This is a genomic window from uncultured Alteromonas sp., from assembly GCF_963976965.1.
Lineage (GTDB): Bacteria > Pseudomonadota > Gammaproteobacteria > Enterobacterales > Alteromonadaceae > Alteromonas > Alteromonas naphthalenivorans.
This window is the reverse complement of sequence record NZ_CAXBMP010000005.1, coordinates 14,674-36,082: the sequence shown is the minus strand read 5'-3', so window position 1 is coordinate 36,082 and position 21,409 is coordinate 14,674. Positions and strand designations below refer to the sequence as shown.

The 21,409-nt window shown below is 44.9% G+C and carries 18 protein-coding genes and 1 tRNA gene; 13 read left to right on the top strand and 6 right to left on the bottom strand.

What is annotated here, in order from left to right; translation table 11 throughout:
- Nucleotides 1-108: 108 nt before the first annotated feature.
- The 6 genes from purE (at nt 109) to AAC006_RS05595 (ending at nt 4,305) form a co-directional block, all read left to right on the top strand.
- Nucleotides 109-603 (top strand): 5-(carboxyamino)imidazole ribonucleotide mutase, encoded by a 495-nt coding sequence (gene purE, locus AAC006_RS05620; RefSeq protein ID WP_126872908.1) that lies wholly within the window; start codon nt 109-111, stop codon nt 601-603.
- Entirely contained in the window at nt 600-1,736 is a 1,137-nt protein-coding gene (locus AAC006_RS05615; protein WP_126872907.1) for a 5-(carboxyamino)imidazole ribonucleotide synthase, read from the top strand. The genes purE and AAC006_RS05615 overlap by 4 nt, the downstream gene beginning before the upstream one ends.
- A 61-nt stretch (nt 1,737-1,797) precedes the next feature.
- Nucleotides 1,798-1,873, top strand: a tRNA-Thr gene (locus AAC006_RS05610).
- Nucleotides 1,874-2,043: 170 nt separating this feature from the next.
- Nucleotides 2,044-2,529 carry a copper chaperone PCu(A)C gene (locus tag AAC006_RS05605; protein ID WP_126872906.1) on the top strand — a complete coding sequence of 162 codons (486 nt, stop codon included), beginning with the start codon at nt 2,044-2,046 and terminating at the stop codon, nt 2,527-2,529.
- Nucleotides 2,530-2,668: 139 nt separating this feature from the next.
- A complete protein-coding gene (locus AAC006_RS05600) occupies nt 2,669-3,142 on the top strand; it encodes a Dps family protein (protein ID WP_013785598.1) in 474 nt (157 codons plus the stop codon).
- Nucleotides 3,143-3,171: 29 nt separating this feature from the next.
- Nucleotides 3,172-4,305 (top strand): PQQ-dependent sugar dehydrogenase, encoded by a 1,134-nt coding sequence (locus AAC006_RS05595; protein WP_126872905.1) that lies wholly within the window; start codon nt 3,172-3,174, stop codon nt 4,303-4,305.
- A 150-nt stretch (nt 4,306-4,455) separates the two neighbouring features.
- Here AAC006_RS05595 and AAC006_RS05590 read toward each other — a convergent pair whose 3' ends face one another.
- Nucleotides 4,456-4,785: a DUF962 domain-containing protein gene (locus AAC006_RS05590; protein WP_126872904.1), complete on the bottom strand. Its 330-nt coding sequence runs from the start codon at nt 4,783-4,785 to the stop codon at nt 4,456-4,458.
- Between the two features lie 175 nt (nt 4,786-4,960).
- Between AAC006_RS05590 and trxA the strand changes: the two genes are divergently transcribed.
- A complete protein-coding gene (gene trxA / locus AAC006_RS05585; RefSeq protein ID WP_013785595.1) occupies nt 4,961-5,830 on the top strand; it encodes a thioredoxin in 870 nt (289 codons plus the stop codon).
- A 28-nt stretch (nt 5,831-5,858) separates the two neighbouring features.
- Here trxA and AAC006_RS05580 read toward each other — a convergent pair whose 3' ends face one another.
- Nucleotides 5,859-6,284 carry a hypothetical protein gene (locus tag AAC006_RS05580; RefSeq protein ID WP_013785594.1) on the bottom strand — a complete coding sequence of 142 codons (426 nt, stop codon included), beginning with the start codon at nt 6,282-6,284 and terminating at the stop codon, nt 5,859-5,861.
- Nucleotides 6,285-6,567: 283 nt separating this feature from the next.
- Between AAC006_RS05580 and AAC006_RS05575 the strand changes: the two genes are divergently transcribed.
- The 4 genes from AAC006_RS05575 to AAC006_RS05560 all read left to right on the top strand — a co-directional run bounded on the left by AAC006_RS05575 (nt 6,568) and on the right by AAC006_RS05560 (nt 10,295).
- Nucleotides 6,568-6,750 carry a DUF2065 domain-containing protein gene (locus AAC006_RS05575; protein WP_013785593.1) on the top strand — a complete coding sequence of 61 codons (183 nt, stop codon included), beginning with the start codon at nt 6,568-6,570 and terminating at the stop codon, nt 6,748-6,750.
- Nucleotides 6,751-6,923: 173 nt separating this feature from the next.
- A complete protein-coding gene (locus tag AAC006_RS05570; protein WP_126872903.1) occupies nt 6,924-8,222 on the top strand; it encodes an adenylosuccinate synthase in 1,299 nt (432 codons plus the stop codon).
- A gap of 237 nt (nt 8,223-8,459) precedes the next feature.
- Nucleotides 8,460-9,866, top strand: a complete 1,407-nt coding sequence (locus AAC006_RS05565; RefSeq protein ID WP_208805954.1) for an aldehyde dehydrogenase family protein — start codon at nt 8,460-8,462, stop codon at nt 9,864-9,866.
- Nucleotides 9,867-9,875: 9 nt separating this feature from the next.
- Nucleotides 9,876-10,295 (top strand): VOC family protein, encoded by a 420-nt coding sequence (locus tag AAC006_RS05560; protein WP_129736140.1) that lies wholly within the window; start codon nt 9,876-9,878, stop codon nt 10,293-10,295.
- A gap of 56 nt (nt 10,296-10,351) precedes the next feature.
- Here the strand turns inward: AAC006_RS05560 and ggt are convergent, their stop codons facing one another.
- The gene (gene ggt / locus AAC006_RS05555; protein WP_339890940.1) at nt 10,352-11,989 is read right to left on the bottom strand and encodes a gamma-glutamyltransferase; all 1,638 of its coding nucleotides are present in this window, start codon (nt 11,987-11,989) and stop codon (nt 10,352-10,354) included.
- 126 nt (nt 11,990-12,115) lie between these two features.
- On the bottom strand, nt 12,116-13,492 hold the full coding sequence (locus AAC006_RS05550; protein ID WP_057794231.1) for a Na+/H+ antiporter NhaC family protein: 1,377 nt from the start codon (nt 13,490-13,492) through the stop codon (nt 12,116-12,118).
- 341 nt (nt 13,493-13,833) lie between these two features.
- On the opposite strand from AAC006_RS05550, the gene AAC006_RS05545 reads away from it, so the two are divergent.
- Together AAC006_RS05545 and AAC006_RS05540 are read left to right on the top strand one after the other, a co-directional pair.
- The gene (locus AAC006_RS05545; RefSeq protein ID WP_126872898.1) at nt 13,834-15,696 is read left to right on the top strand and encodes a glycoside hydrolase family 3 protein; all 1,863 of its coding nucleotides are present in this window, start codon (nt 13,834-13,836) and stop codon (nt 15,694-15,696) included.
- 241 nt (nt 15,697-15,937) lie between these two features.
- Nucleotides 15,938-16,960 carry a mechanosensitive ion channel domain-containing protein gene (locus AAC006_RS05540; protein ID WP_312847919.1) on the top strand — a complete coding sequence of 341 codons (1,023 nt, stop codon included), beginning with the start codon at nt 15,938-15,940 and terminating at the stop codon, nt 16,958-16,960.
- On the opposite strand, the gene AAC006_RS05535 is transcribed toward AAC006_RS05540, so the two are convergent.
- Nucleotides 16,913-20,026 (bottom strand): FAD-binding and (Fe-S)-binding domain-containing protein, encoded by a 3,114-nt coding sequence (locus tag AAC006_RS05535; RefSeq protein ID WP_126872896.1) that lies wholly within the window; start codon nt 20,024-20,026, stop codon nt 16,913-16,915. The two genes, AAC006_RS05540 and AAC006_RS05535, sit on opposite strands and share 48 nt — an antisense overlap.
- Nucleotides 20,023-21,399, bottom strand: a complete 1,377-nt coding sequence (locus AAC006_RS05530) for a DUF1343 domain-containing protein (RefSeq protein ID WP_126872895.1) — start codon at nt 21,397-21,399, stop codon at nt 20,023-20,025. Before AAC006_RS05530 ends, AAC006_RS05535 begins: the two co-directional genes overlap by 4 nt.
- Nucleotides 21,400-21,409: the final 10 nt, after the last annotated feature.

Here is a 21,409-nt window from a genome sequence, read left to right as displayed (position 1 = left end):
AGGCCTTGCCAGATCACTTACGGCTAATATGTGGGATTTGTTGGCGAATTAGGCTACAATCGCGGGCTTTTCCGGTTATCCAATTTACCTATCTCAGAGGATTTCTAGATGGCAAAAGTCGCAATAGTTATGGGCTCGACCTCAGACTGGCCCACCATGCAACAAGCAGCAAAAATGCTGAAGTCGTTTGGTGTTGAATTCGACGCAAAAGTGGTGTCAGCACACAGAACGCCAAACTTGTTGGTTGAATTTGCCGAAGGGGCAGCAGATGAAGGCTTTAGTGCCATTATTGCTGGCGCAGGTGGTGCAGCACACTTACCGGGAATGATTGCTGCGCACACGCACTTGCCAGTATTCGGTTGTCCAGTAAAGTCTAAAGCATTAAGTGGTCTTGATTCCCTGTTATCAATTGTACAAATGCCCAAAGGCGTTGCGGTTGGCACATTAGCCATCGGCGAAGCGGGTGCAGCCAATGCAGGTTTGCTAGCGGCGCAAGTGGTGGCATTGCAAGATACGAATGTGCGCGATGCGGTTATTACCTTTCGAAAGCAGCAGACTGAAACAGTATTGGCTTCTAGCAATACTTTGGAGCTTGACGAATGAGAGTAGTCGTTTACGGTGCAGGCCAATTGGCGCAAATGATGTATTTGGCGGGCAGTCCGCTTGGCATTGAAGTGCAGGCTGTCGACGTAAACAACGATACTGTCGTGCACCCTGTAAGTAAAAGCCCTTTAGATACTTCCTTAGATCAAGCCTTAGAAGGTGCTGATGCACTCACGGTAGAATTTGAGCACGTGCCAGAGCACCTGCTTGAAGAAGCTACCAAAACGGGTAAGTTAATGCCCAGCATTGAAAGCATTTTAGTCGGTGCTGATAGAGTGCGAGAGAAAGCATTGCTTGAGGGCATGAAGGTCGCTAACAGTGCGCACCGCATTGTGACTCACCTAGAACAGCTTGATGAATGCATTGAAACGCTTGGTGAAAAGCTCATTCTAAAATCCAGTCGTGATGGCTACGATGGTTACGGCCAATGGCGATTAGCCAATAAAGAAGAGTTGCCTGAGCTTAAACGGGCTTTAGCTACCTTAAATTTAGAGAAAGTGCCTCTTGTGGTAGAGAAGATGGTGCCTTTTGAACGTGAGCTTTCATTAATTGGAGTACGAAATAAGCAGGGTGATGTGCGCACTTACCCGCTTGCTGAAAACTTACATTATCAAGGCCAACTTCATGTGTCGGTTGCCCCTGCTACCCACGTGGACGAAGCACTTCAAGCCAAAGCGCACGATATTTTCGTGAAACTGGCTGAAGGCATGGACTATGTCGGCGTGTTAGCGGTGGAATTATTTCAGTGTGGTGATGAACTCCTGGTTAATGAACTTGCGCCAAGAGTGCATAATTCTGGTCATTGGAGTCAATCGGGAGCAGTAACCAGTCAATTTGAAAATCATCTTCGTGCCATTTGTGGTTTACCTTTGGGTGACACATCGGCTATTGGCCCAAGCGCAATGATTAATATTATTGGCTGCAGCAGTTTCTCAAGAGAACTTTTGAGTATTGATGGCAGTCATTTGCACTGGTATGGAAAGTCGGTGCGCGAAAAACGCAAGATGGGTCATATTAATGTGACTACTGACAACTACGCAAAATTGGGCGAAAAATTACACGATTTGAGCCAATATTTGCCGTTAGAGTACTTTCCGAAACTGATTGGCGAGGCAAAACGTTTAAAAGGTTGACAACCTTTTAATTGTGGCTATTATACGCATCCGCTGTTAACCCAGCGGGTGTGAAAAGTGTGCCGACTTAGCTCAGTTGGTAGAGCAACTGACTTGTAATCAGTAGGTCGCCAGTTCGATTCCGGCAGTCGGCACCATTCTCTCACATAAAGGTCTTCATACAATGTTTTGACCTAGTGCTTTCTAGGTTAGCTTCGTTGTTATAGTTTTTCCCTTTCGGGATATATCTCCAGATTTTCTATATTCTCTTCTTTATTAAATAAACCTACCGTACACTAGCAGCCAACTTTTTTTTGGAAGCAGCGGTATGACACCTATTACTCATTCTTTACCCTTTAAATTACTCGCCCTGTTTATGTTTGCGCTGTCGGCGTGCAGGGTTCAAGCTACGCACCCTATTTCTATTAGTGACGGTTACGCCCGCGCTACGTTTCCAATGGCACAATCTGCAGCACTTTATTTCACTTTGCATAATCAAAGCGAAACACCGACTAAAATAACGGGCGTTTCGGTCAGCAGTGATATTGCCAGCGACGCGCAAATTCATACCACCGAAATGAATGATGACATGATGCGTATGCGAGAAGTAAAAGAAGGGATAGTCATTGCGCCAAATGATTCGCTTTCCTTTGCGCCTGGCGGGTATCACGTGATGTTGTTGGGATTAGAAAAAGGTCTTGTTGAAGGCAATAGTGTGTCATTGACCTTGTCTTTTGATTCCGCCGCTGACTACATCGTAGAATTACCGGTAAAAGGAATGGATAAAGAAGCAGGTCATCAGCATCATCATTGAAGTAAATCGTCAAAGTAGATGTGTACAATCGTTAAAATTATAATCCAAATCAATATTCTTAGAGTATCATTAAGGTAACATTTGAATGGTATTTCCAATTCTAAATTAGTGAATTAGTTGCTAACCCAAGGAGAGATATATGAGCAAGATTGATATCGGCATTTCAGAAGAAGATCGTAATGCAGTGGCTGAAGGCCTTAAAAAACTATTAGCAGATTCTTACACGCTTTACCTACAAACCCATAACTTCCATTGGAATGTAGAAGGTCCACAATTTAGACAACTACATTTGATGTTTGAAGAGCAATACACAGAGCTTGCAGAAGCCGTAGATGAAATTGCTGAACGTATTCGTACACTGGGTGTTTCGGCGCCAGGTACTTACAAATCATTCGCTGAATTAAGCGCAATTGATGAAGTGGAAGGTGTACCTGAAGCATCAGAAATGGTGGCGTTACTTACCCATGGTCATGAGCAAGTAGTTAAAACATCACGTGATTCACTTAAGTTAGCGCAAGACGCAGATGACGAGTCTTCTGCTGCACTTATTGGCGATCGTATGCGCGTTCACGAAAAGTCTGCTTGGATGCTTCGCGCAATGTTGGCAAAATAAGTCGGAATATACTTCACGGCGGAAAAATTATGACACGCACTATGATTAACGTGCTGTCTGTTTGTACATTAACGCTGGCTGGGGCAACTCAGCCAGCGTTTTCGCAACAAGCAGACGCTAAAACACCGACAGATGAAAATCTTGTTGTTACTGAATTAGCACAAGGGTTAGTTCACCCTTGGGGGATGACCTTCCTCCCTAACGGTGACATGCTGATTACCGAGCGCGAGGGCGGTATTAGGCGCCTAAGTCAATCCGGTGAACTATCGCCACGCTTATCAAATGTGCCTAAGGTAGAAGCGAACAACCAAGGCGGTATGTTAGATATTGCTATCGACCCTGAGTTTGAAGCTAACAACACGGTTTACTTTTGTTTCAGCCAACCTGGCGAGGGTGGAAGTGGCAGCAGTGTTGCCAAAGCAACACTAAGCGGTAATGCGCTGGTAAATGTAGAAACTATCTTTAGTGCCGCGCCACTTATTGATAATGGCTTTCATTTTGGTTGTCGCTTAGCGTTTGATGCGAACAAGCAATTGTTTATCACCCTGGGCGACCGTTATAAATATATGAAGGAAGCGCAAAATACCGATAACCATTTCGGTACTATTGTGCGAATTAACCGCGATGGCAGTGTGCCTAGCGATAACCCTTTTACTGACGGTAAAGCGCCTGAAATTTATAGTTACGGCCACCGAAATGTTCAAGGCATTACCATTCACCCAGAAACGGGTGAAGTATGGGCAATGGAACACGGGCCAAAGGGCGGTGATGAAGTTAACCTGCTGTCGAAAGGTGCAAACTACGGTTGGCCGGTCATTACCTATGGTATTGATTACAGCGGCGACATTATCAGTGATAAAACGCATATGGATGGCATGGAACAACCAGTACTTTACTGGGACCCTTCTATTGCACCAAGCGGTATGACGTTCTACCAAGGTGACTTGTTTCCACAGTGGAACGGAGATTTGTTGGTAGGCTCGTTAAAGTTCACTCACTTACGACGTATCGAGATGGATGGCGGTAAGCCTGGTGAGCAGCATGAATATGTGCGTGACAATCAAGCCCGTATTCGTGATGTAGAAGTTGGGCCTAACGGCGCTATCTATCTGCTAACCGATGCCACCAACGGCAAAGTGTTAAAGCTTACCCCTGCCAAGTAAATGAGTGGCGTAGCCTTATTTTTGCCGTGTTGAAAACGGCTAAATACTGAGACTATGATTTCAAAAGCCAGCGTACTGGGTGTCACTTCACTGCGTGCGTCTGGCTCTTTTGTTTTTTTGTACTGAAAAGGTGGTAGGGTTTTACCGTCGTTAAGCGCTAAGACTTACTTTACCTATTAGAATGTCTTTAAACATCACCCAGTCTCCCAGCAGGCTATAAAGCGGGTGGCGAAAAGTCGCAGGCCTATTTTTCTCATAAAAGAAATGCCCCACCCACGCAAAGCCGTAGCCTACTACTGGGATCAGCCATAACAATGCGAAGTTACTCGTAATTAAGCTGCTGGCGATGACACCTAACACTAACCAAGAACCAACAAAGTGTAATTTTCTGCAGGTTACATTGGCATGTTCTGCAAGGTAATAAGGATAGAACTCGCTAAAAGATTGAAATTGAGTTTGAACGTTTGACTCGGTAGCCATGACGTAGCCCTCCAGTGAGTATCGTTATGCGTGAGTTAACAACAAATTAACACGCCAGCCAAGGTAAGTATGTCGTGAATACGACATTGTTGCCGATTTTTTGTAGCGGTTGTTTTTTGCTATCAGTTACCCCATATTCATTGTCAGAAAATAAATGTTTTAAAAGGCCCACGTTATGGACAATCTTGTTGCGAACAATGCGGCAACTATCGTTGATATCACTGTTGAAAATTTTCAGCAAGTTATCTTAGAAGCATCACAAGAAAAGCTAGTGCTTATTGATTTTTGGGCAGACTGGTGTGAGCCATGTAAAGATTTACTGCCTATCTTAGAAAAGATAGCAGGAGAGTATGCCGAACACCTTATTCTTGCCAAAGTAGACTGTGAAACGCAGCAGGAAGTTGCAGGCCAATTTGGTATCCGTAGTTTGCCGACCGTAATGGTAGTGCAAAACGGTCAACCTGTAGATGGCTTTGCGGGTGTGCAACCCGAAGCGCAAATTCGTGAGATGCTAGCTAAGTATCTGCCTAATCCAGAAGATGATTTTCTTGCGGCGGCAGGACAAGCTATTCAACGGGGCGACTATGTAGAAGGCTTATCGAATGCGAAACAAGTTTTAGAGATGAGCCCTGACAACATCAATGCCAAGTATATGGTTATTGATTGCTACATTGAGACAGGGTCGATAACACAGGCTAAAGCCATGTTGGACGAGATTAAGTTAGTCGATCAAGATGCGCGTTATAATACCCTTAACGGTAAAATAGAACTTGCTGAACAGGCAGCTGATACACCTGAAATTCGCCAATTGCAGGCGTCGGTAGCGGCTAATCCAGATGACTTACAACTTAAAGTGGATTTGGCTGTGCAGTTACACCAAGCTAATAAATCGGAAGAGGCGTTATCCTTGTTGCTCAGCGTACTTAAAAAAGAGCTAGGCTTTGGGGATGCACGTAAAATAATGCTGGATATGATTAATGCATTAACCGACGGTGATGCGCTCAAATCTGAATATAGACGCAAGGTCTACAGCTTGCTTTATTAACATTGAATGTAAGGGCGCTTATGTGCCCTTACGTTTTGGCTATAGGTGAAAAGCCTTCTTTGTCTAGCCAATTAAGCGCCGAGAAGTAATGCTGAAAGTAGTTTCTTTCATAGCCTTGAAGATTAAAGTCTCTTTCTTTGGCAGGGTGGGTATATTCTAGCTGCGCGCGCTTTACCATGCCGGTGTCTAACACATAGGCAGAGCGTCGTAGCCCTTTAGTAATGCTATATTTAATAGCGTCAATGACGACTTGTTGTGTATCTGGCGTAGACAATACCCATCTGCGGCCATCTAGAATGGCGCCCCATGGTTTATCTTCGAACCTGTCCACTAGGTCATGCATTTCTTCAGAAAAGGCTTCAGCGGTTTTTAAATTCCACGCACCCGTAGCAAACACTTCCAATACATTCCCAGAGATATCTAACGCATAGTTTCCATATTTAGGAAAACGCATGAATTTGTTTCCGTGTGATTAAGTGCAATACTTTACGTATAGCAGATGATAGATTTTTTGCACTATTTTGCGTTAAAAAAAGTGAAAAATTTCAGTAGGTTGAATATTAAATACTCAAATAACCATTAGGTTAGCAAAATAAGGTATTTATGTGTGCGTTATTCTCTGATGAGTGATTACTATGCTTACGTGATTACCTTAAGCGCCGCTAGCTGCTAGTACGCTTTATGGTATGTTACACGGTTTAGGTAACAATAATTTAAATAAAACAATGAGGTATAGAATGGACTGGCTTTGGCCCGCGCTAGCAATAGTGCTTATTGTAGAGGGAATTGGCCCTTTGTTATTTCCTACGCGCTGGCGCTTATATTTATTGCAAATAAGTCAGATGCCGACCAATCAATTACGCCAAACCGGCGGTGTTTTAGTTGTCATCGGTGTGGTTTGCCTTTTTTACTTGTCTTAATAAGCTCGAATGCGTAACTAAAAATAGCTCTAATATACAGATGGTTAGCGAGGTTCAGACTAATAAAGTCCATAAATCTGCAATAACTGGCGTATTTTTGCGCATAAAACAGATGATAAAGGGTATGAAATTTTGGTAGAATCCCCGCCTAATTTTCTTACACAATATGATTCATGGCAAAGAACGTTGTGGTACTCGGCACTCAATGGGGTGACGAGGGTAAAGGCAAAGTAGTAGACCTACTTACTGATCGAGCAAAATTTGTGGTTCGCTATCAAGGCGGTCACAATGCAGGTCATACTCTAGTAATCGACGGTGAAAAAACCGTTCTTCACTTAATCCCATCAGGCATTCTGCGTGACAACGTTACCTGCATTATTGGTAACGGCGTAGTACTCAGCCCTGACGCTCTGATGACTGAAATGACTATGCTTGAAGAGCGTGGTGTTCCAGTTCGTGAGCGTTTGAAAATCAGTGAAGCATGCCCGCTTATTCTTCCTTATCACATTGCTTTAGATGTGGCGCGTGAAAAAGCCCGTGGTGCTAAAGCAATTGGTACTACTGGCCGTGGTATTGGTCCAGCGTACGAAGATAAAGTGGCTCGCCGTGGTTTGCGCGTTGGCGATTTATTCAATGCAGAAGACTTTGCAGCTAAGCTCAAAGAAGTACTTGATGTACACAACTTCACATTGACTAAATACTACGGTGAAGAAGCGGTCGATTTTGATGAAACCTTAAAAGGTGCCATGGCCGTTGCTGACATCCTTAAAGCGATGGTGGTTGATGTTACCGACGAACTAGATAAAGCCCACAAAGCGGGTTTGCCAATCATGTTCGAAGGTGCGCAAGGTACATTACTTGATATCGACCACGGTACGTATCCTTATGTAACGTCTTCTAATACTACTGTTGGCGGCGTAGCCACCGGCGCTGGTTTTGGTCCGTTAAAGTTAGATTATGTATTGGGTATTGTTAAGGCATACACCACACGTGTAGGTTCTGGCCCATTCCCTACCGAGCTTGATTGCGAAGTGGGTAATCATTTAGGTGTTAAAGGTCATGAGTTCGGCGCGACTACCGGTCGTAAACGCCGTACTGGTTGGTTCGATGCCGTGGCAATGAAACGTGCGGTACAAATCAACTCGATTACCGGTTTCTGCTTAACGAAGCTAGACGTGCTTGACGGCCTTGAAACTTTACAAATCTGTATCGGTTATAAAGATGCAGACGGTAACGTAAAAGACGTGCCTCCAATGGCGGCTGACGGTTACGATAAAGTCACCCCAGTGTATGAAGAAATGCCAGGTTGGAGCGACAACACGTATGGTGTCACTACGTTTGCGGGCTTACCACAAGCTGCGAAAAATTATATTCAGCGCCTAGAGCACCTTACCGGTGTTCCAGTAGATATCGTTTCTACCGGGCCTGATCGAAACGAGACGATTGTTTTACGTAACCCATACGACGCGTAAACTAACCCGTCTAGTTAGACACTTTAAAAGCCCGGTACTTATTTTTAAGTACCGGGCTTTTTCGTGTAGGCAGTCAACTGATATTCAGGTAATAATTAAACATCAATTAACAAAATAATTGGGTTGTGTTTTATCGCCCTCATTACTATAAGATGAATAACAGCTTATCCGATTGCCCCTGAACCTGAATTTAAATCCCAGCAGGTCAACAGTCTTCATATGTAGGTGGAATGTATTATGTCTAATCAACCAACGCTTCACGCCGTAGAACCCAGCATTTGCTTTCTTGATACGGTGGCCTCGCTTCAAACTAGTTTTAAATCTGGCAAAACCCACTCACTAGAATGGCGTAAGAGTCAATTAGACGCGCTAAAGCGCCTGCTGATTGAAAATGAGAAAGATATTCTACATGCACTTCATCAAGATTTAGGCAAAAGTGAAAGTGAAGCCTACGTGGCTGAACATGGCTTTTTGCTAACGGATATTAAGCATACCCTAAAGCATTTAAATAAATGGATGCAGCCTCGAAAGGTATCCACCCCACTTATTGCGTGGCCGGGTAAAAGCTTTCAGCAACCAGAACCTTTGGGTACAGTGCTTATCATAGGCGCGTGGAACTACCCCCTTCAGTTGTTGCTAGCGCCTTACATTGCAGCACTAGCAGCGGGTAATTGCGCGGTGTTAAAGCCGTCTGAGCTGGCCGTTGAAACCTCAACGATTGTGGCAAAACTCATCCCCCAGTACATGGATACTTCATGTGTAGAAGTCATTGAAGGCGGGAAGGAAGAATCGTCGGCATTACTTGCGTGTAAATGGGATCATATTTTTTATACTGGCGGAGAAGCAGTTGGCAAAATTGTCATGTCTGCAGCCGCTAGGCATTTAACCCCTGTTACGTTAGAACTTGGCGGTAAAAGCCCTTGTATTGTTGATAGCAGCACCAACTTGAAAATTACCGCGCGTCGAATCGTTTGGGGTAAGTGGATGAATGCCGGGCAAACCTGTATTGCGCCCGACTACGTGCTAGTAGTGAAAGGTTTTGAACAAAAGCTAATAGACGCCATTAAAAAAGAGCTCAAATCTCAGTTTGGTAAAAACCCATTTTCTTCAGATGATTATGGCAACATTATTAATACTCGCCACTTGCATCGCCTTCAAGGATATCTAGATGGTGTAAATGTGGTTTACGGTGGCGATATTAACGAAGCGCGACCTGCCATGACACCCACCTTGGTGCTCGACCCCGCGAAAGACAGCGCTATTATGCAAGAAGAGATATTCGGACCTATTTTACCCATAGTGCCTGTTGCCTCTATCGACGAAGCTATCGGTTTTATCAACGATAGGCCAAAACCACTAGCGCTTTATGCGTTCAGCGACGACGATAAAGTACTTAATAGTATTATTGATAAAACCAGCTCTGGCAGTGTGTGTACTAACGATACGATGATATTTATGACTAACCCAGAACTTCCCTTTGGTGGGGTGGGTAATAGCGGCATGGGCAGTTATCACGGCCAAGCAGGGTTTGATACTTTTAGTCATGTCAAAACCGTAATGAAGCGGGCTTTCGCTTTAGATGCCCCCGTACGTTATGCGCCATTTTCTAAATTCAAACTATCGTTACTAAAGAAATTTTTATAGGACGTGACCATGGCGCAGCCGTTTCATTTAGCAATACCCGTCAGTAACCTTGCCAATGCAGAGGCCTTTTACGGCGAACTATTAGGTTGTGAAAAAGGGCGCAGTGATACCCAATGGATTGATTGGAATTTCTTCGGTCATCAGTTGGTTACCCATTGCGTTGAGAAAATGCCTTCACCCCCTTCCCATAATGGGGTAGATAGCCATGCTGTGCCCGTTCCGCATTTTGGCGTGGTGCTTGAAATGTCTCAATGGCAGGCGCTGGCTGACAAAGTAAGCGCCGCCGATATTGAATTTGTTATAGAGCCTTACATTCGATTTAAAGATCAGCCAGGCGAGCAAGCCACTATGTTCTTCATGGACTATTGCGGTAATGCGCTGGAGTTCAAAGCATTTGCCTCTATCGAACAGTTATTTGCGACTGATTAGCCTGTATTGAACCGTGAGCGCTTTCTAGGGCGAAAGCGCTACAGCAATAGCACGATTTAGCGCGCAGACACTATGCTTTTACCGCGACCACTTGCTTCAGAAGCCGCCTCTACACCTTGTGAGGTGCGCTTAATTAAATGCACATCTCCAAAGCGGCGGGCATCTATGGTGTAGCCCATGTCAGTTAATTCAGCCAATGTTGACTCGTCAAACCCCGGGTGAACACGAATAGTATCTTTAGGCAGTAATTGGTGGTGAAAGCGAGGAGCGTTAGCAGATTTTGTGGCATCAAAATCAAACAATAATGCGTTTAATAACGACTGTGCTACCGACGAAATAATGGTTGTGCCACCAGGCGAGCCGGTTGCTAAAACCACATCACCGCCTTGTGTTACTAGGGTAGGTGTCATTGAAGATAGCATGCGCTTATAAGGCGAAATGGCATTCGCTTCACCGCCAACAGCACCAAAGAAATTAGGCACGCCAGGCTTAGCACTAAAATCATCCATCTCATCATTAAGCAAGAACCCTGCACCCGTTACTACCACGCCGCTACCAAAGGTAAGGTTAATAGTGGTGGTGTTGGCAATAGCATTGCCCCATTTATCCATAATAGAAAAGTGGGTGGTATCTTCACTTTCTTTCAAGCCAGGTTTAACACTTGGCGTGTCTGAAATACTATTGGGTTGAATAAGCGCAGCGCGGGCTTTGATATAATCAGGAGCAACAAGCTTAGCTACAGGGACTTCAACAAAGTCAGGATCGCCTAAGTATTCTGCTCTATCTGCAAATACGCGTTTACCAATTTCAGACATAACATGCAGGTATTCCGCGCTGTTATGATCTGGCAGTGTATGATTGCTTCCATAGCTTTCAAGCATACCAATCCACTGGGCTACCGCCACGCCGCCTGAACTTGGTGGTGGTGCTGTAACTAGTGTGAACCCTTGCCAATTCAGTTCAAGAGGTTTACGCCATACGGCTTTATAAGCCGCAAGGTCGGTGTGGTTAATTAGCCCACCGTTTTCTTGCATAAAGGAAACAATTTTCTCAGCAACCTCGCCTTGGTAAAACCCATATTGGCCATGCTGTTGAATCGCCTTTAACGTAGTGGCTAATTCAGGTTGCTTGAATATTGTATTGGCTTTAGCTTGTTCAAAGTAACTAGCAAAGTTGCTGTTTAATCCTTGTTCGCGGGTACGAGCTAAATATCGAGTGATGTTGCTAGCAAGTTTTTCAGGCACTAAAAAGCCATTTTCAGCAAGTTCAACCGCAGGTGCTACTAAGCGACTCCACGGCAAACTGCCGTATTTCTGATGGGCAGCCCACATACCGGCAACCGTGCCTGGAATACCTGCTGCTTTCGCGCCAAAAAGTGATTCGTAAGGTTTCACATCCCCCTCGTCATCCAAGTACATATCTCGGTGTGCATCAGACGGTGCCATTTCACGGTAATCAAGAAAGTCAGTGATGCCTTCAAACGCAATGGTCATAAAGCCTCCGCCGCCCACATTACCTGCTTCAGGTAAAGTCACTGCCAGCACAAACTGCGCCGTAATGGCAGCATCTACCGCATTACCGCCGTCTTCTAAAACAGCATATGCGGCGTCGGCACTAAAAGTATCGGGCATCGCGACGGCTTGCTGTTGAGTTTGCGTTACTTCAACGCCTGTTTGACTACACGCTGTCAGAATTACAAATGAGAACAGAAAAAACGTTTTCTTCAACACCGTCTAACTCCTTAAAATTGAGAAACTTAGATAAAACTTATTATCAGAATTGTGAAAAATAGACCTAGCGCAAGCTTGTCGTAATTCCCGCTAGCCAATCATAATAATGCTAGCAATAAGATAACCCACCAAAGTTAACCCGCCTGCCACAAGCGCGTAAGGAAACTGGGTTTTTACATGGGTTAATACGTCACAACCAGCGGCTAACGACGATACGGCAGTGGTGTCGGAAATAGGCGAACAGTGATCGCCAAAAATACCACCACCTAAAATAGCTGCAACTACTAACGAAGGCGGTAATCCAAGGGTTTGAATTAGTGGCACGCCAATAGGGATAAGAATGGCAAATGTGCCCCACGAGGTGCCTGTGGTAAACGACATTACCGCCCCTGCAATAAACAACATAGGTACGATGAAAACAAGGGGTAGGTATTCACCCACCACACCGGCAACAAATACGCCAGTGCCTAAGTCTTTTAAACTATTCCCTAAGGTAAGAGATAGCAGCACAATGGTGACGAGGGGAAGCAATTCCCCCATGCCTTTAAAGCCGATTTCCACGGCTTCTTTATGGGTAAAGCGTTTGTGCCAAAGTAAAAGACCATAAGCGATAGCGGTGGCAAGTGCCGTGGCATAAAGCACAGATTTACTGCCACTGCCTTCAGATAAAGTGCCATTACCGGTCCAAAACATAAAGCCCACCATGCTTAATACCATGGTAAGCAATGGCACTAACATGTAACGCGCTTTGGTGGCCGTTTCTGTTTGTTGGGGAATGTCTGTCTTCGATAGGGTTTTCTCTTCCACTGCCAATGGGCCGTGCACTTTGTCTGCAGCTATGGTGTAAGCCACAATTAGCAAGGTAAAAATAGCGTAGAAGTTAAAAAACACGCTGCCCCATAATATTGAGGCTGATGACGCTGGCAGTTCGTAGGTGTCGAGCAAGCTTAATATGAATGCACCCCAACCATTGAGTAAAATGAGTATGCATACTGGTGCGCTGGTGGAGTCGATAATATACGCTAAGCGGGCGCGGCTCATGCCGAAGCGGTCGAATAACCCTCGGGCAAAAATACCTGCCGTTAGCACACTTAAATTCGATTCTATAAATACCGCAATACCGGTAAACATAGTCAGGCTGCCAACTTGTTTCTTATTCTTAGCTACCCCTTTACCAACTAAGTAGTTAACCGTAGCCGTTACTCCGCCAGAGTCGCGAATAAATGCTAATAGCGCGCCTACTAATACAGAAAATAGAATGACTCGGGTATTACCTGGGCTGGAAGCGGTATCGACTACGCGTTCTATAGCATTTATTGGCGCAAGAAAGCTGGTGGCGGGGCTTGCAGTTAACAAAATAAGTGCTTCAGAGCACAGCACCGCTAATAGCAATGCCAAGATAACTTCTTTTTTCCAGAATACGACAATGATCGCAACCAATGGGGGGATAATTGATACCCAATCCATACTACTTTCCATACTTTATTATTGTGAAATACTGCCATTCGCTTAAAGAGCGAATATCTGAGCTTGTACGTTGATACTAAATCGAAACGTCGATGTTCGAGAATGTGAAACCATCGACTTGCTAGTAAACTGCACATCTATTAGCCATTCATATGCATTAATGTGAGCAATAGCGACTAGCGTACCGCAGAGCACACGGTTAATTCCACAGAATGACACGTATTTATTCTGTATGCATTGGTTTTTGATACTATGGCAATTATTATGCGTATCAAAGCTTAACTTATCGTTATAAGTACACCGTTAACTGTTAAAAAATCTATAATTACCTAGGATCTTATTTGCGCCTTATTCCCTCGTTAGCAACCGTTTTATCTCGCGTTTTTTTATTTAGTCTATGCATTTTACTGTTGCCTAGTACTTATGCGAACCAATCAAACCAGCATGAACAGATAAAAAAATCTCTTGGCCAAAAAATCATTCTAGATTTTCGATTCTACTGCGATGATGGCACTAGCTCGAAAGCATGTAAAAAGCCGGTAACCACGCTACCAAATGCGCTTAAAGACTTACTCATCACCCACAACATTGGTGGCGTTATCTTATTTTCTGAAAATATTAAAACCAACAAGCAGCTAATAGCGTTGAACTACGCCATGCAACAGGCCATGGCAAAAGCGAAGCTGCCACCGCTATTTATTGCTGTAGACCAAGAAGGGGGAAGAGTGGCTCGCTTACCTTCTTCTATGCTCACGCCTTTTCCCGGAAATTTGGCAATAGGGGCAAGCTACTATCAGCACGGCACGGCTTTTTCCGAAAACGTAGCGAAGGGCATTGGTAGTAGTTTGAGCTCCTTAGGGATAAATACAAATTTCGCCCCGTCCGTAGACATTAACAGTGAGCCTAAAAACCCAGTCATTAATGTACGTAGTTTTGGCGAAACACCTAGCGATGTTGCGGTACTAGGGCAATCATTTGTAGATGGCTTGCAATCAAGTGGTGTAATAAGTGCTATTAAACATTTTCCTGGTCATGGCGATACACAAACAGATAGCCACACCGGCCTGCCCAACGTCAAGCATTCAAAAGCGCAAGCGCTAAAAGGTGACCTATTACCTTTTAGCCGAATTATCAGCGGTGGAAACCCGCCAGGTATGTTGATGAGTGCGCATATCCAATACCCATCATTAGATAGCACTACCGTCAAAGACAAACAGGGAAGGGAGATGACCATTCCCGCAACTTTGTCACGAAAGATTCTCCACGATGTATTGCGAAACGAGCTGGGTTACCAAGGCGTGGTTGTTACCGATGCATTAGATATGGCGGGCATTGCTAAATACTTCTCACCAGAAGATGCCATGATAAAAGCCTATCAAGCGGGTGCCGACATTGCCTTAATGCCGTTCACCATTAGAACGCCACAAGATATCAACATGTTTGCTGCATTAATGGGCAAGGTAAGTAAGCGAATAAGCAGTGGTGAAGTGCCCTCAACACAGCTTGCAACTTCCGTACAACGCATTGCGTTGCTTAAAGCTAAATTTAGCCTGAATAGGTACGCTGAGAAAGCGCTTTCCTGGCGGGTTTCAGACGTACAGAATAATGTTAAAAAAACACGTAATATTCAAATTGAGAAAGCGCTTTCTAGGGCGGCGATCACATCACTTTATGGCGCCGAAAAACTCCCTGTTACTCAGAAAACCTGGCTGGCGTTAATGCCTGATGCGCTTAGGTGTTTAGCGCTTGAAAAAAGTTTGACTAGTATTGCGCCCACGCTGGGAATGGCTTGCCTGCCGCTTACTAAGCTGCCAAACAAAGCCACCTTCGAATATGCATTGAAGCAAGCTGACCTGTTAATCGTGGGGGATATCTCACCGCAACATGCCGTTTATGAGATGAAAGGCTTCGATAATGAAGAAGCGATGGCTTCAAGGGCACCGCTAGATGATGTGCATAGATTTACTAAATCAGCCTTGCAACAAGCTAAAAAACAAGGGCTTACCACGGTTTTAGTGCCGCTTCGTATGCCCTATATAGCTAAAGAAATGCAGCCGCACACCGATATCGCTATTGCTACATTCAGTTACAACGTAGATAGTGAGATATATAGCCCTATTTTTGATGCTCTAATAGAAACCATATTAGGCCTGAACAGACCCAACGACTATGTGCCTGTTCAGTGGAGCGGCGCATCTGAGTAGTGTTAGTGTTAGTGTTAGTGTTATAGCGCCGGCCAGTTAGTAGAAATTCAAATAATCGATGTTGCGTGTAAATTATTGATAATAAATAATTAAGTTTAGTGGTTTACAGTGATTCGTGCTAATAAACTAAAAACAAAGTAACGTAAAAATACGACGCCATACGGCGAAACACTAAGTTAAGTGTGACTTGGCAATAAGAATAAAATGGAGTTTCAGTGTGGATACAGTGGTGGCTTTTCTCATGCCTTTTATTCCGCTAGTACTAGCAATTGTACTGGTGGTATTGGGGCTAGGTGCACTTCATTACGTGCTACTTGCGCGACAATCTCACTTAACCAGTGAAGAAAAATTGCCACGCCAAGTTACTTTGTTAGTACTTACTATTGTAGGTTTGGTCGTCATCTCCATGGCACTTCCGGTGAACGAAAGTACGCGCAATCAGGTGATCGCCTTAATTGGCGTTTTGTTATCCGGTGTCATCGCGTTTTCATCTACCACCATGGTGGGAAATTTGATGGCGGGTTTGGTATTACGGGTAAATAAACCGTTCAAAGTGGGAGACTTTATTCGCGTAGAAGATTACAGCGGAAGGGTAGCTGAGATGGGCTTACTAGATACGGAAATTCAAACCGAAACTCGTGAGTTAATTGCTTTTTCAAACACCCTAATGGTGAACACACCGGTGAGAGTAACACGTGCCTCAGGTGCGATTGTCTCGGTTGATTTAAGTTTAGGATACGATATTCACCATTCAGAGGTTGAGAAGCACTTACTAACTGCAGCGGCCAATGCTGAATTAGAAGACCCTTTCGTTCAAGTGATCTCCTTAGGAGATTTCTCGGTAAGCTACCGAGTTGCAGGCTTGCTTAAAGAAGTGAAAAGCATGCTAAGTGCGCGCTCGCGATTACACAAATCGGTGCTTGATGCATTGCATAACACGGGCATTGAAATTGTCTCACCGACCTTCATGAATCAGCGGCCTCAAGTAGACGGTGTGCAAATGATTCCTCGGCAACCTGGCTCATCAAAAGAGGCAGCTGCTTCTCAGGAAGATGAGGAAACTAATCCCGAGGCCATCATTTTTGATAAAGCGGAAGAGGCTGAGCAGCACGAGAAAAATCGAGAAGGATTAGCCGAGCAAATTGTGGCTATCAGCAAGCAACTTGAGACCGCAGAGGGTGACGAAAAAGAACAGTTGAAAACACACAAAGCGACGTTAGAAAAGCGGCTGGCTGACCTCGTCGAGCAGCACCGCGATGTGTGAATAAATCACCCCACTGTGCAGGCTTAAACCAATCGCGCAGGTTGCGCTATTCGATACCCCTCTATAACAATCTTCAGGCACCTGACTGGCAAGCGGTGCCAGTGCACTTTGGTTCAAACCCGGATTAGTGAAGCCCTTAGTACCCGCAAAGCCGCAACAGGTGATGTCAGTAGGAACAATAACGTTTGAAGTACAAAGGTTCGTCAACGCGTTAATAGCAACCCCTGAATCTAGCTTAGTACTTGAACATCCAATATGAAGCATTGTAGGGGCATCTGTTTTAACCACCTTTACCCGAGGTGAAATGTACTGAAGTAAATACTTGCTAACTTCCAATATCTCTATTTTGTTGAAGTCTGAGTTGTTGGTGTTTTTTGAAGTTACGTTATAAGCACAAGCGCTGTTGTCAATGATGACAGGCCAGCGTCCTTGTTCTGAAAGTGTGTAAACTTCTTGTGTCCACGCCGCGAGTTTATCTCTCGCGGTGATTGCTTCACCTTCACTATCCCAAGGCTGGCCACAACAATGGTCTTTTGCGCTAGAGAACACCACTTCCACGTTGGCTTTTTCACACAAAGAGACCACAGCCTGAATAACACTTTTTTCATTAGCGTTGCCACCGAAAACTTTGCTTGGGCAACTTACCATGTAAACTACTTTTGAAACCGTCTGAGAAAGCGCCTCAGAAAGCGCTTTCCTAGCCATTTTCTCAGTCACTTTCCCAGCGGTATTCTCAGAACAGTTTTGCTGCCCTAAATGGGTAGGTAACTCGGCGATGTACCCAGCTTCTTTTTCAGTCGCTTTATGTGCTTCAGAAGCTGTTTCATTAGCGTGAGTAGTAGCGTTAAAATCTGGTTCGTTTTTATACTGCGAAGTATTTTTGTTATATTGCGAAGCTTGGGGAACAGCACTATGAAGCTGGGGTAAATGTAGTGCACCTGTAATAGAATTAAATGCCTTTTCGCCAATTACCCCTTTTACTTTATGGCCGATGTTTAGTGAAAAACGTGCAATTGATAACGCCTTATCGGTATGTTTAGCGGCAAGATCACTGACTAATTTGGTCGCAGAACCTCTAGTACGCTGGCCACGTATTTGTTTTATCCACTGCCCAGTATCAATGCCTACCGGACAAGCGCTAGCGCATAGCCCCGTTGCTGCACAGCTATCTACGGCTAGGTGTGAAAACGCTTCGTTAATTTCATTAACAGCCGCAGGTTCTGTCAAAGACGTTTGTCGGCGCTTTAATGCAATACGTTGACGGGGCGACAACGTATAATTAAGCGAGGGGCACTGAGGCTCACAAAAGCCGCACTCAATACAGGCATCTACCGTGTCTTGTACTGCAGGCATCGGCTTAAGGTGAGTAATATGCGCTTGAGGGTCGTCATTTAAAATAACCCCTGGGTTTAAAATACCCTTAGGATCGATAATGTCTTTTAGCGCGCGCATTAACGCCACACCTTCATCACCCCATTGTGCAGTAAGAAACGGCGCCATATTACGCCCCGTTCCATGCTCGGCCTTTAAGCTCCCCGCAAAGCGCTGTGTCACTAGCACGCTTATATCGGCCATAAAGGCCTGATAGCGGTTGATTTCATTTGGGGTATTGAAACCTTGGCTAAACACAAAGTGCACATTGCCATCGAGTGCATGACCAAAAATAATGCCGTCGTGGTAATCGTGTTTTTCGAATAAGGCGACTAACGCATTTAACCCATCGGCCAAACTTTCTAATGGAAAGGCCACGTCTTCAATAATGACCGTGGTACCAGTGGGCCTTACTGCGCCTACTGCGGGAAATAGCCCTTTTCGAATGCTCCACAAGTTTTCGATGATGTTGGGCTCTGCGGTAAAATCTTGCAGAGGCTGGCCTTGCTTCTGCTCTTGCTTATGCTCTTGTTTAGGTGGGTGCTCATATTCTTTACTTATACCCACTGTTGGCTGGGTTAAAATTTTGCGCACCGTCTTAAGCGTACTATCTAGTTCAGCCTGTGACGGGGCACCCACGTCAATAAGTAGGGCAACAGCATCTGGATTGCTAATATTGCGTTTGCTAACCACCACCTTGTCTAGCAACGGCGCAACGGCGCGCAATGCTCTGGCGTCCATCAACTCTACAGCATCTACATCACAGGCTTTTAGCGCAGGAATAACTGCACAAGCGTCTTTGAAGTTTTCAAATAAATACAACCCGGTTTCTCGCGCCCGAGGCAAAGGTACGGTGTTGTAGGTAATGTTAGCAATGAAGCCCAATGTACCTTCTGAACCAATCATTAGGTGTGTAAAAATATCTAGCGGGTTGTCATAATCAAGTAAGGCGTTGAGGCCATACCCCATAGTATTTTTAAGGCGATATTGATAGCGTACTTTTTCAGTCAATGCTGTATTCGCTAGTAGCGAGTTGCGAAGCGCAGCAAGAGAGGCTAACAATACACTATGGCTTTGCTCAAACGCGGAAATGCTTTGTGCATCAGCGGTATTGACTTCACTGCCGTCGGGCAACAATACGTGAATGTGACGCAGAGTGTGATACGAGTTGTTTTTCACCCCACAGCACATGCCCGATGCATTATTCGCTGCAATGCCGCCCACTTTACAGGCGTTAATCGAAGCCGGATCTGGCCCAATTTTTCGGCCATAGCCTGCCAATATTCGATTCGCTTTTGCGCCAATAACCCCTGGCGCTAATGATATTGCTTCGCCGTTATCTATTACCTCATACTGTTGCCAATCTGGGGTTAGCATGACCAATACCGAGTCTGTAATTGCTTGACCAGATAAACTGGTGCCCGCCGCTCGAAATGTCAGGGCAATATTTAAGCGATTTGCCATTGCTAATACGCGGCACATAACGTGAATACTCGGCACTTTTATGACTAACTTAGGAATTTTGGTGTAAAAGCTGGCGTCAGTAGCAAGGGCAATTAGCCTAGGTTTATCGCCAATAATATTTTCAGGCGCTAACCATTCACTAATGCCCGTTAAAAAGGCATGAAAGTTATCAGTTGCGTGATCCACTGCTATCTCGGTTTGAGCTTTTTCCGGCGTATTGTGGCTATTCATTTGGCGTCATCGCTTTGAAATTTACGGTTTACAACGCTGCCTTTTCCTTCGCTAGGTAATTCAGAAGCCGTTGCCGGATATAGCAAATAGGGAGCGCGAAGCTGTTTAAATGTAGCCAAGCCTTCAGCCCAGCTTGCTTGTATTTGGTTGCTGGTTTTCCCCGCGATAATGGCCTGTCGGAGTGAATCCGTTCCGGCTAACTTATCGAAAAAATCTGGGCGAGTGAAAAAGGTAATGCCTTCTTCTTTAAACTGAGCATAAGCGCTAAGTAGGATCTCAACATCTATTCCTGAAAAGGGGGCATCTACGAATAACGAAGTCTTCAGGGCAGTGTTATTGTGTTTAGGGGATGGGGCTGCTTGGTTAGCAGCTACGTCTATACTTTCATCGCCAAGCGCTACCACAGGGTGGCCGATAAGTTGAAAAGGAAGCGGTGTACCTCTTCCTACACTTACGTCCGTGCCTTCAAAAAAGCAAAGGGTGGGGTATAAGGCAATGGCAGCATCAGTAGGTAGATTCGGGCTGGGGGCAACAGGCAGAGAGTAAGGCATTTGTTTATGATAATTTGCCACGGGAATAACCGTTAACAGCGCCTGCTGCTTGGTTTGATGCGCCAGCGACTTAGATTGCTGCTGCGCTGGCTGTTTCGCATCAATGGCATCGGTCGCAATCCACTGTTCACCCACTATCATTAATGCGAGCTCGCCTAACGTCATGCCGTGCAATACAGGAATGGCGTGCATGCCTACAAACGATACATAATCAGGCTGTAAAATAGGGCCATCAGTAAAGGTGCCATTAGGGTTGGGCCTATCTAATACTATGACAGGAATATGCGCCTGAGCAGCGGCCTCCAGCACGTAATGTAAGGTACTTAAATACGTATAAAAACGCACCCCTACATCTTGAATGTCGAACACCAAAATATCGGTATTGGCTAACATGTCGTCCGTTGGCTTTTTCGTTTTACCGTAAAGGGAGTGAATAGGAAGACCCGTTTTAGCATCAACATCGTTATCTATTTTTTCACCCGCTCCCGCCTTGCCGCGAAAGCCATGTTCGGGCGACATAATACTCACCACATTGATATCACGACTTAGCAACGCGTCGACTAAGTGAATAGGCTCCAACGAACTGTTTTTTACACCCGAGCTTTTTATCGTTGAGTTTTTTATAATCGAGCTTTGGTTAACTACCAGTGTGACTCGTTTGCCTTCAAGTAAAGGCAAGTATTCTTCAAATTGCGCTGCGCCCACTTGTAACCTACGTTCGGCAACGTCAGCCTCCTCATGAACTTTGGCATAGCCTGGCGTACTAAAAGTAATAGCAGCGCTTAATAGCAAAACGAATGTAAGTAGCGACTTGATAGGCATTTATGAAGGT

Bases quoted from the DNA above. Each gene is read 5' to 3' on its own strand.
- purE (WP_126872908.1), top strand. From the start codon at position 109: ATGGCAAAAGTCGCAATAGTTATGGGCTCGACCTCAGACTGGCCCACC.
- AAC006_RS05615 (WP_126872907.1), top strand. From the start codon at position 600: ATGAGAGTAGTCGTTTACGGTGCAGGCCAATTGGCGCAAATGATGTAT.
- AAC006_RS05605 (WP_126872906.1), top strand. From the start codon at position 2,044: ATGACACCTATTACTCATTCTTTACCCTTTAAATTACTCGCCCTGTTT.
- AAC006_RS05600 (WP_013785598.1), top strand. From the start codon at position 2,669: ATGAGCAAGATTGATATCGGCATTTCAGAAGAAGATCGTAATGCAGTG.
- AAC006_RS05595 (WP_126872905.1), top strand. From the start codon at position 3,172: ATGACACGCACTATGATTAACGTGCTGTCTGTTTGTACATTAACGCTG.
- AAC006_RS05590 (WP_126872904.1), bottom strand. From the start codon at position 4,785: ATGGCTACCGAGTCAAACGTTCAAACTCAATTTCAATCTTTTAGCGAG.
- trxA (WP_013785595.1), top strand. From the start codon at position 4,961: ATGGACAATCTTGTTGCGAACAATGCGGCAACTATCGTTGATATCACT.
- AAC006_RS05580 (WP_013785594.1), bottom strand. From the start codon at position 6,284: ATGCGTTTTCCTAAATATGGAAACTATGCGTTAGATATCTCTGGGAAT.
- AAC006_RS05575 (WP_013785593.1), top strand. From the start codon at position 6,568: ATGGACTGGCTTTGGCCCGCGCTAGCAATAGTGCTTATTGTAGAGGGA.
- AAC006_RS05570 (WP_126872903.1), top strand. From the start codon at position 6,924: ATGGCAAAGAACGTTGTGGTACTCGGCACTCAATGGGGTGACGAGGGT.
- AAC006_RS05565 (WP_208805954.1), top strand. From the start codon at position 8,460: ATGTCTAATCAACCAACGCTTCACGCCGTAGAACCCAGCATTTGCTTT.
- AAC006_RS05560 (WP_129736140.1), top strand. From the start codon at position 9,876: ATGGCGCAGCCGTTTCATTTAGCAATACCCGTCAGTAACCTTGCCAAT.
- AAC006_RS05550 (WP_057794231.1), bottom strand. From the start codon at position 13,492: ATGGATTGGGTATCAATTATCCCCCCATTGGTTGCGATCATTGTCGTA.
- AAC006_RS05540 (WP_312847919.1), top strand. From the start codon at position 15,938: ATGCCTTTTATTCCGCTAGTACTAGCAATTGTACTGGTGGTATTGGGG.
- AAC006_RS05535 (WP_126872896.1), bottom strand. From the start codon at position 20,026: ATGAATAGCCACAATACGCCGGAAAAAGCTCAAACCGAGATAGCAGTG.
- AAC006_RS05530 (WP_126872895.1), bottom strand. From the start codon at position 21,399: ATGCCTATCAAGTCGCTACTTACATTCGTTTTGCTATTAAGCGCTGCT.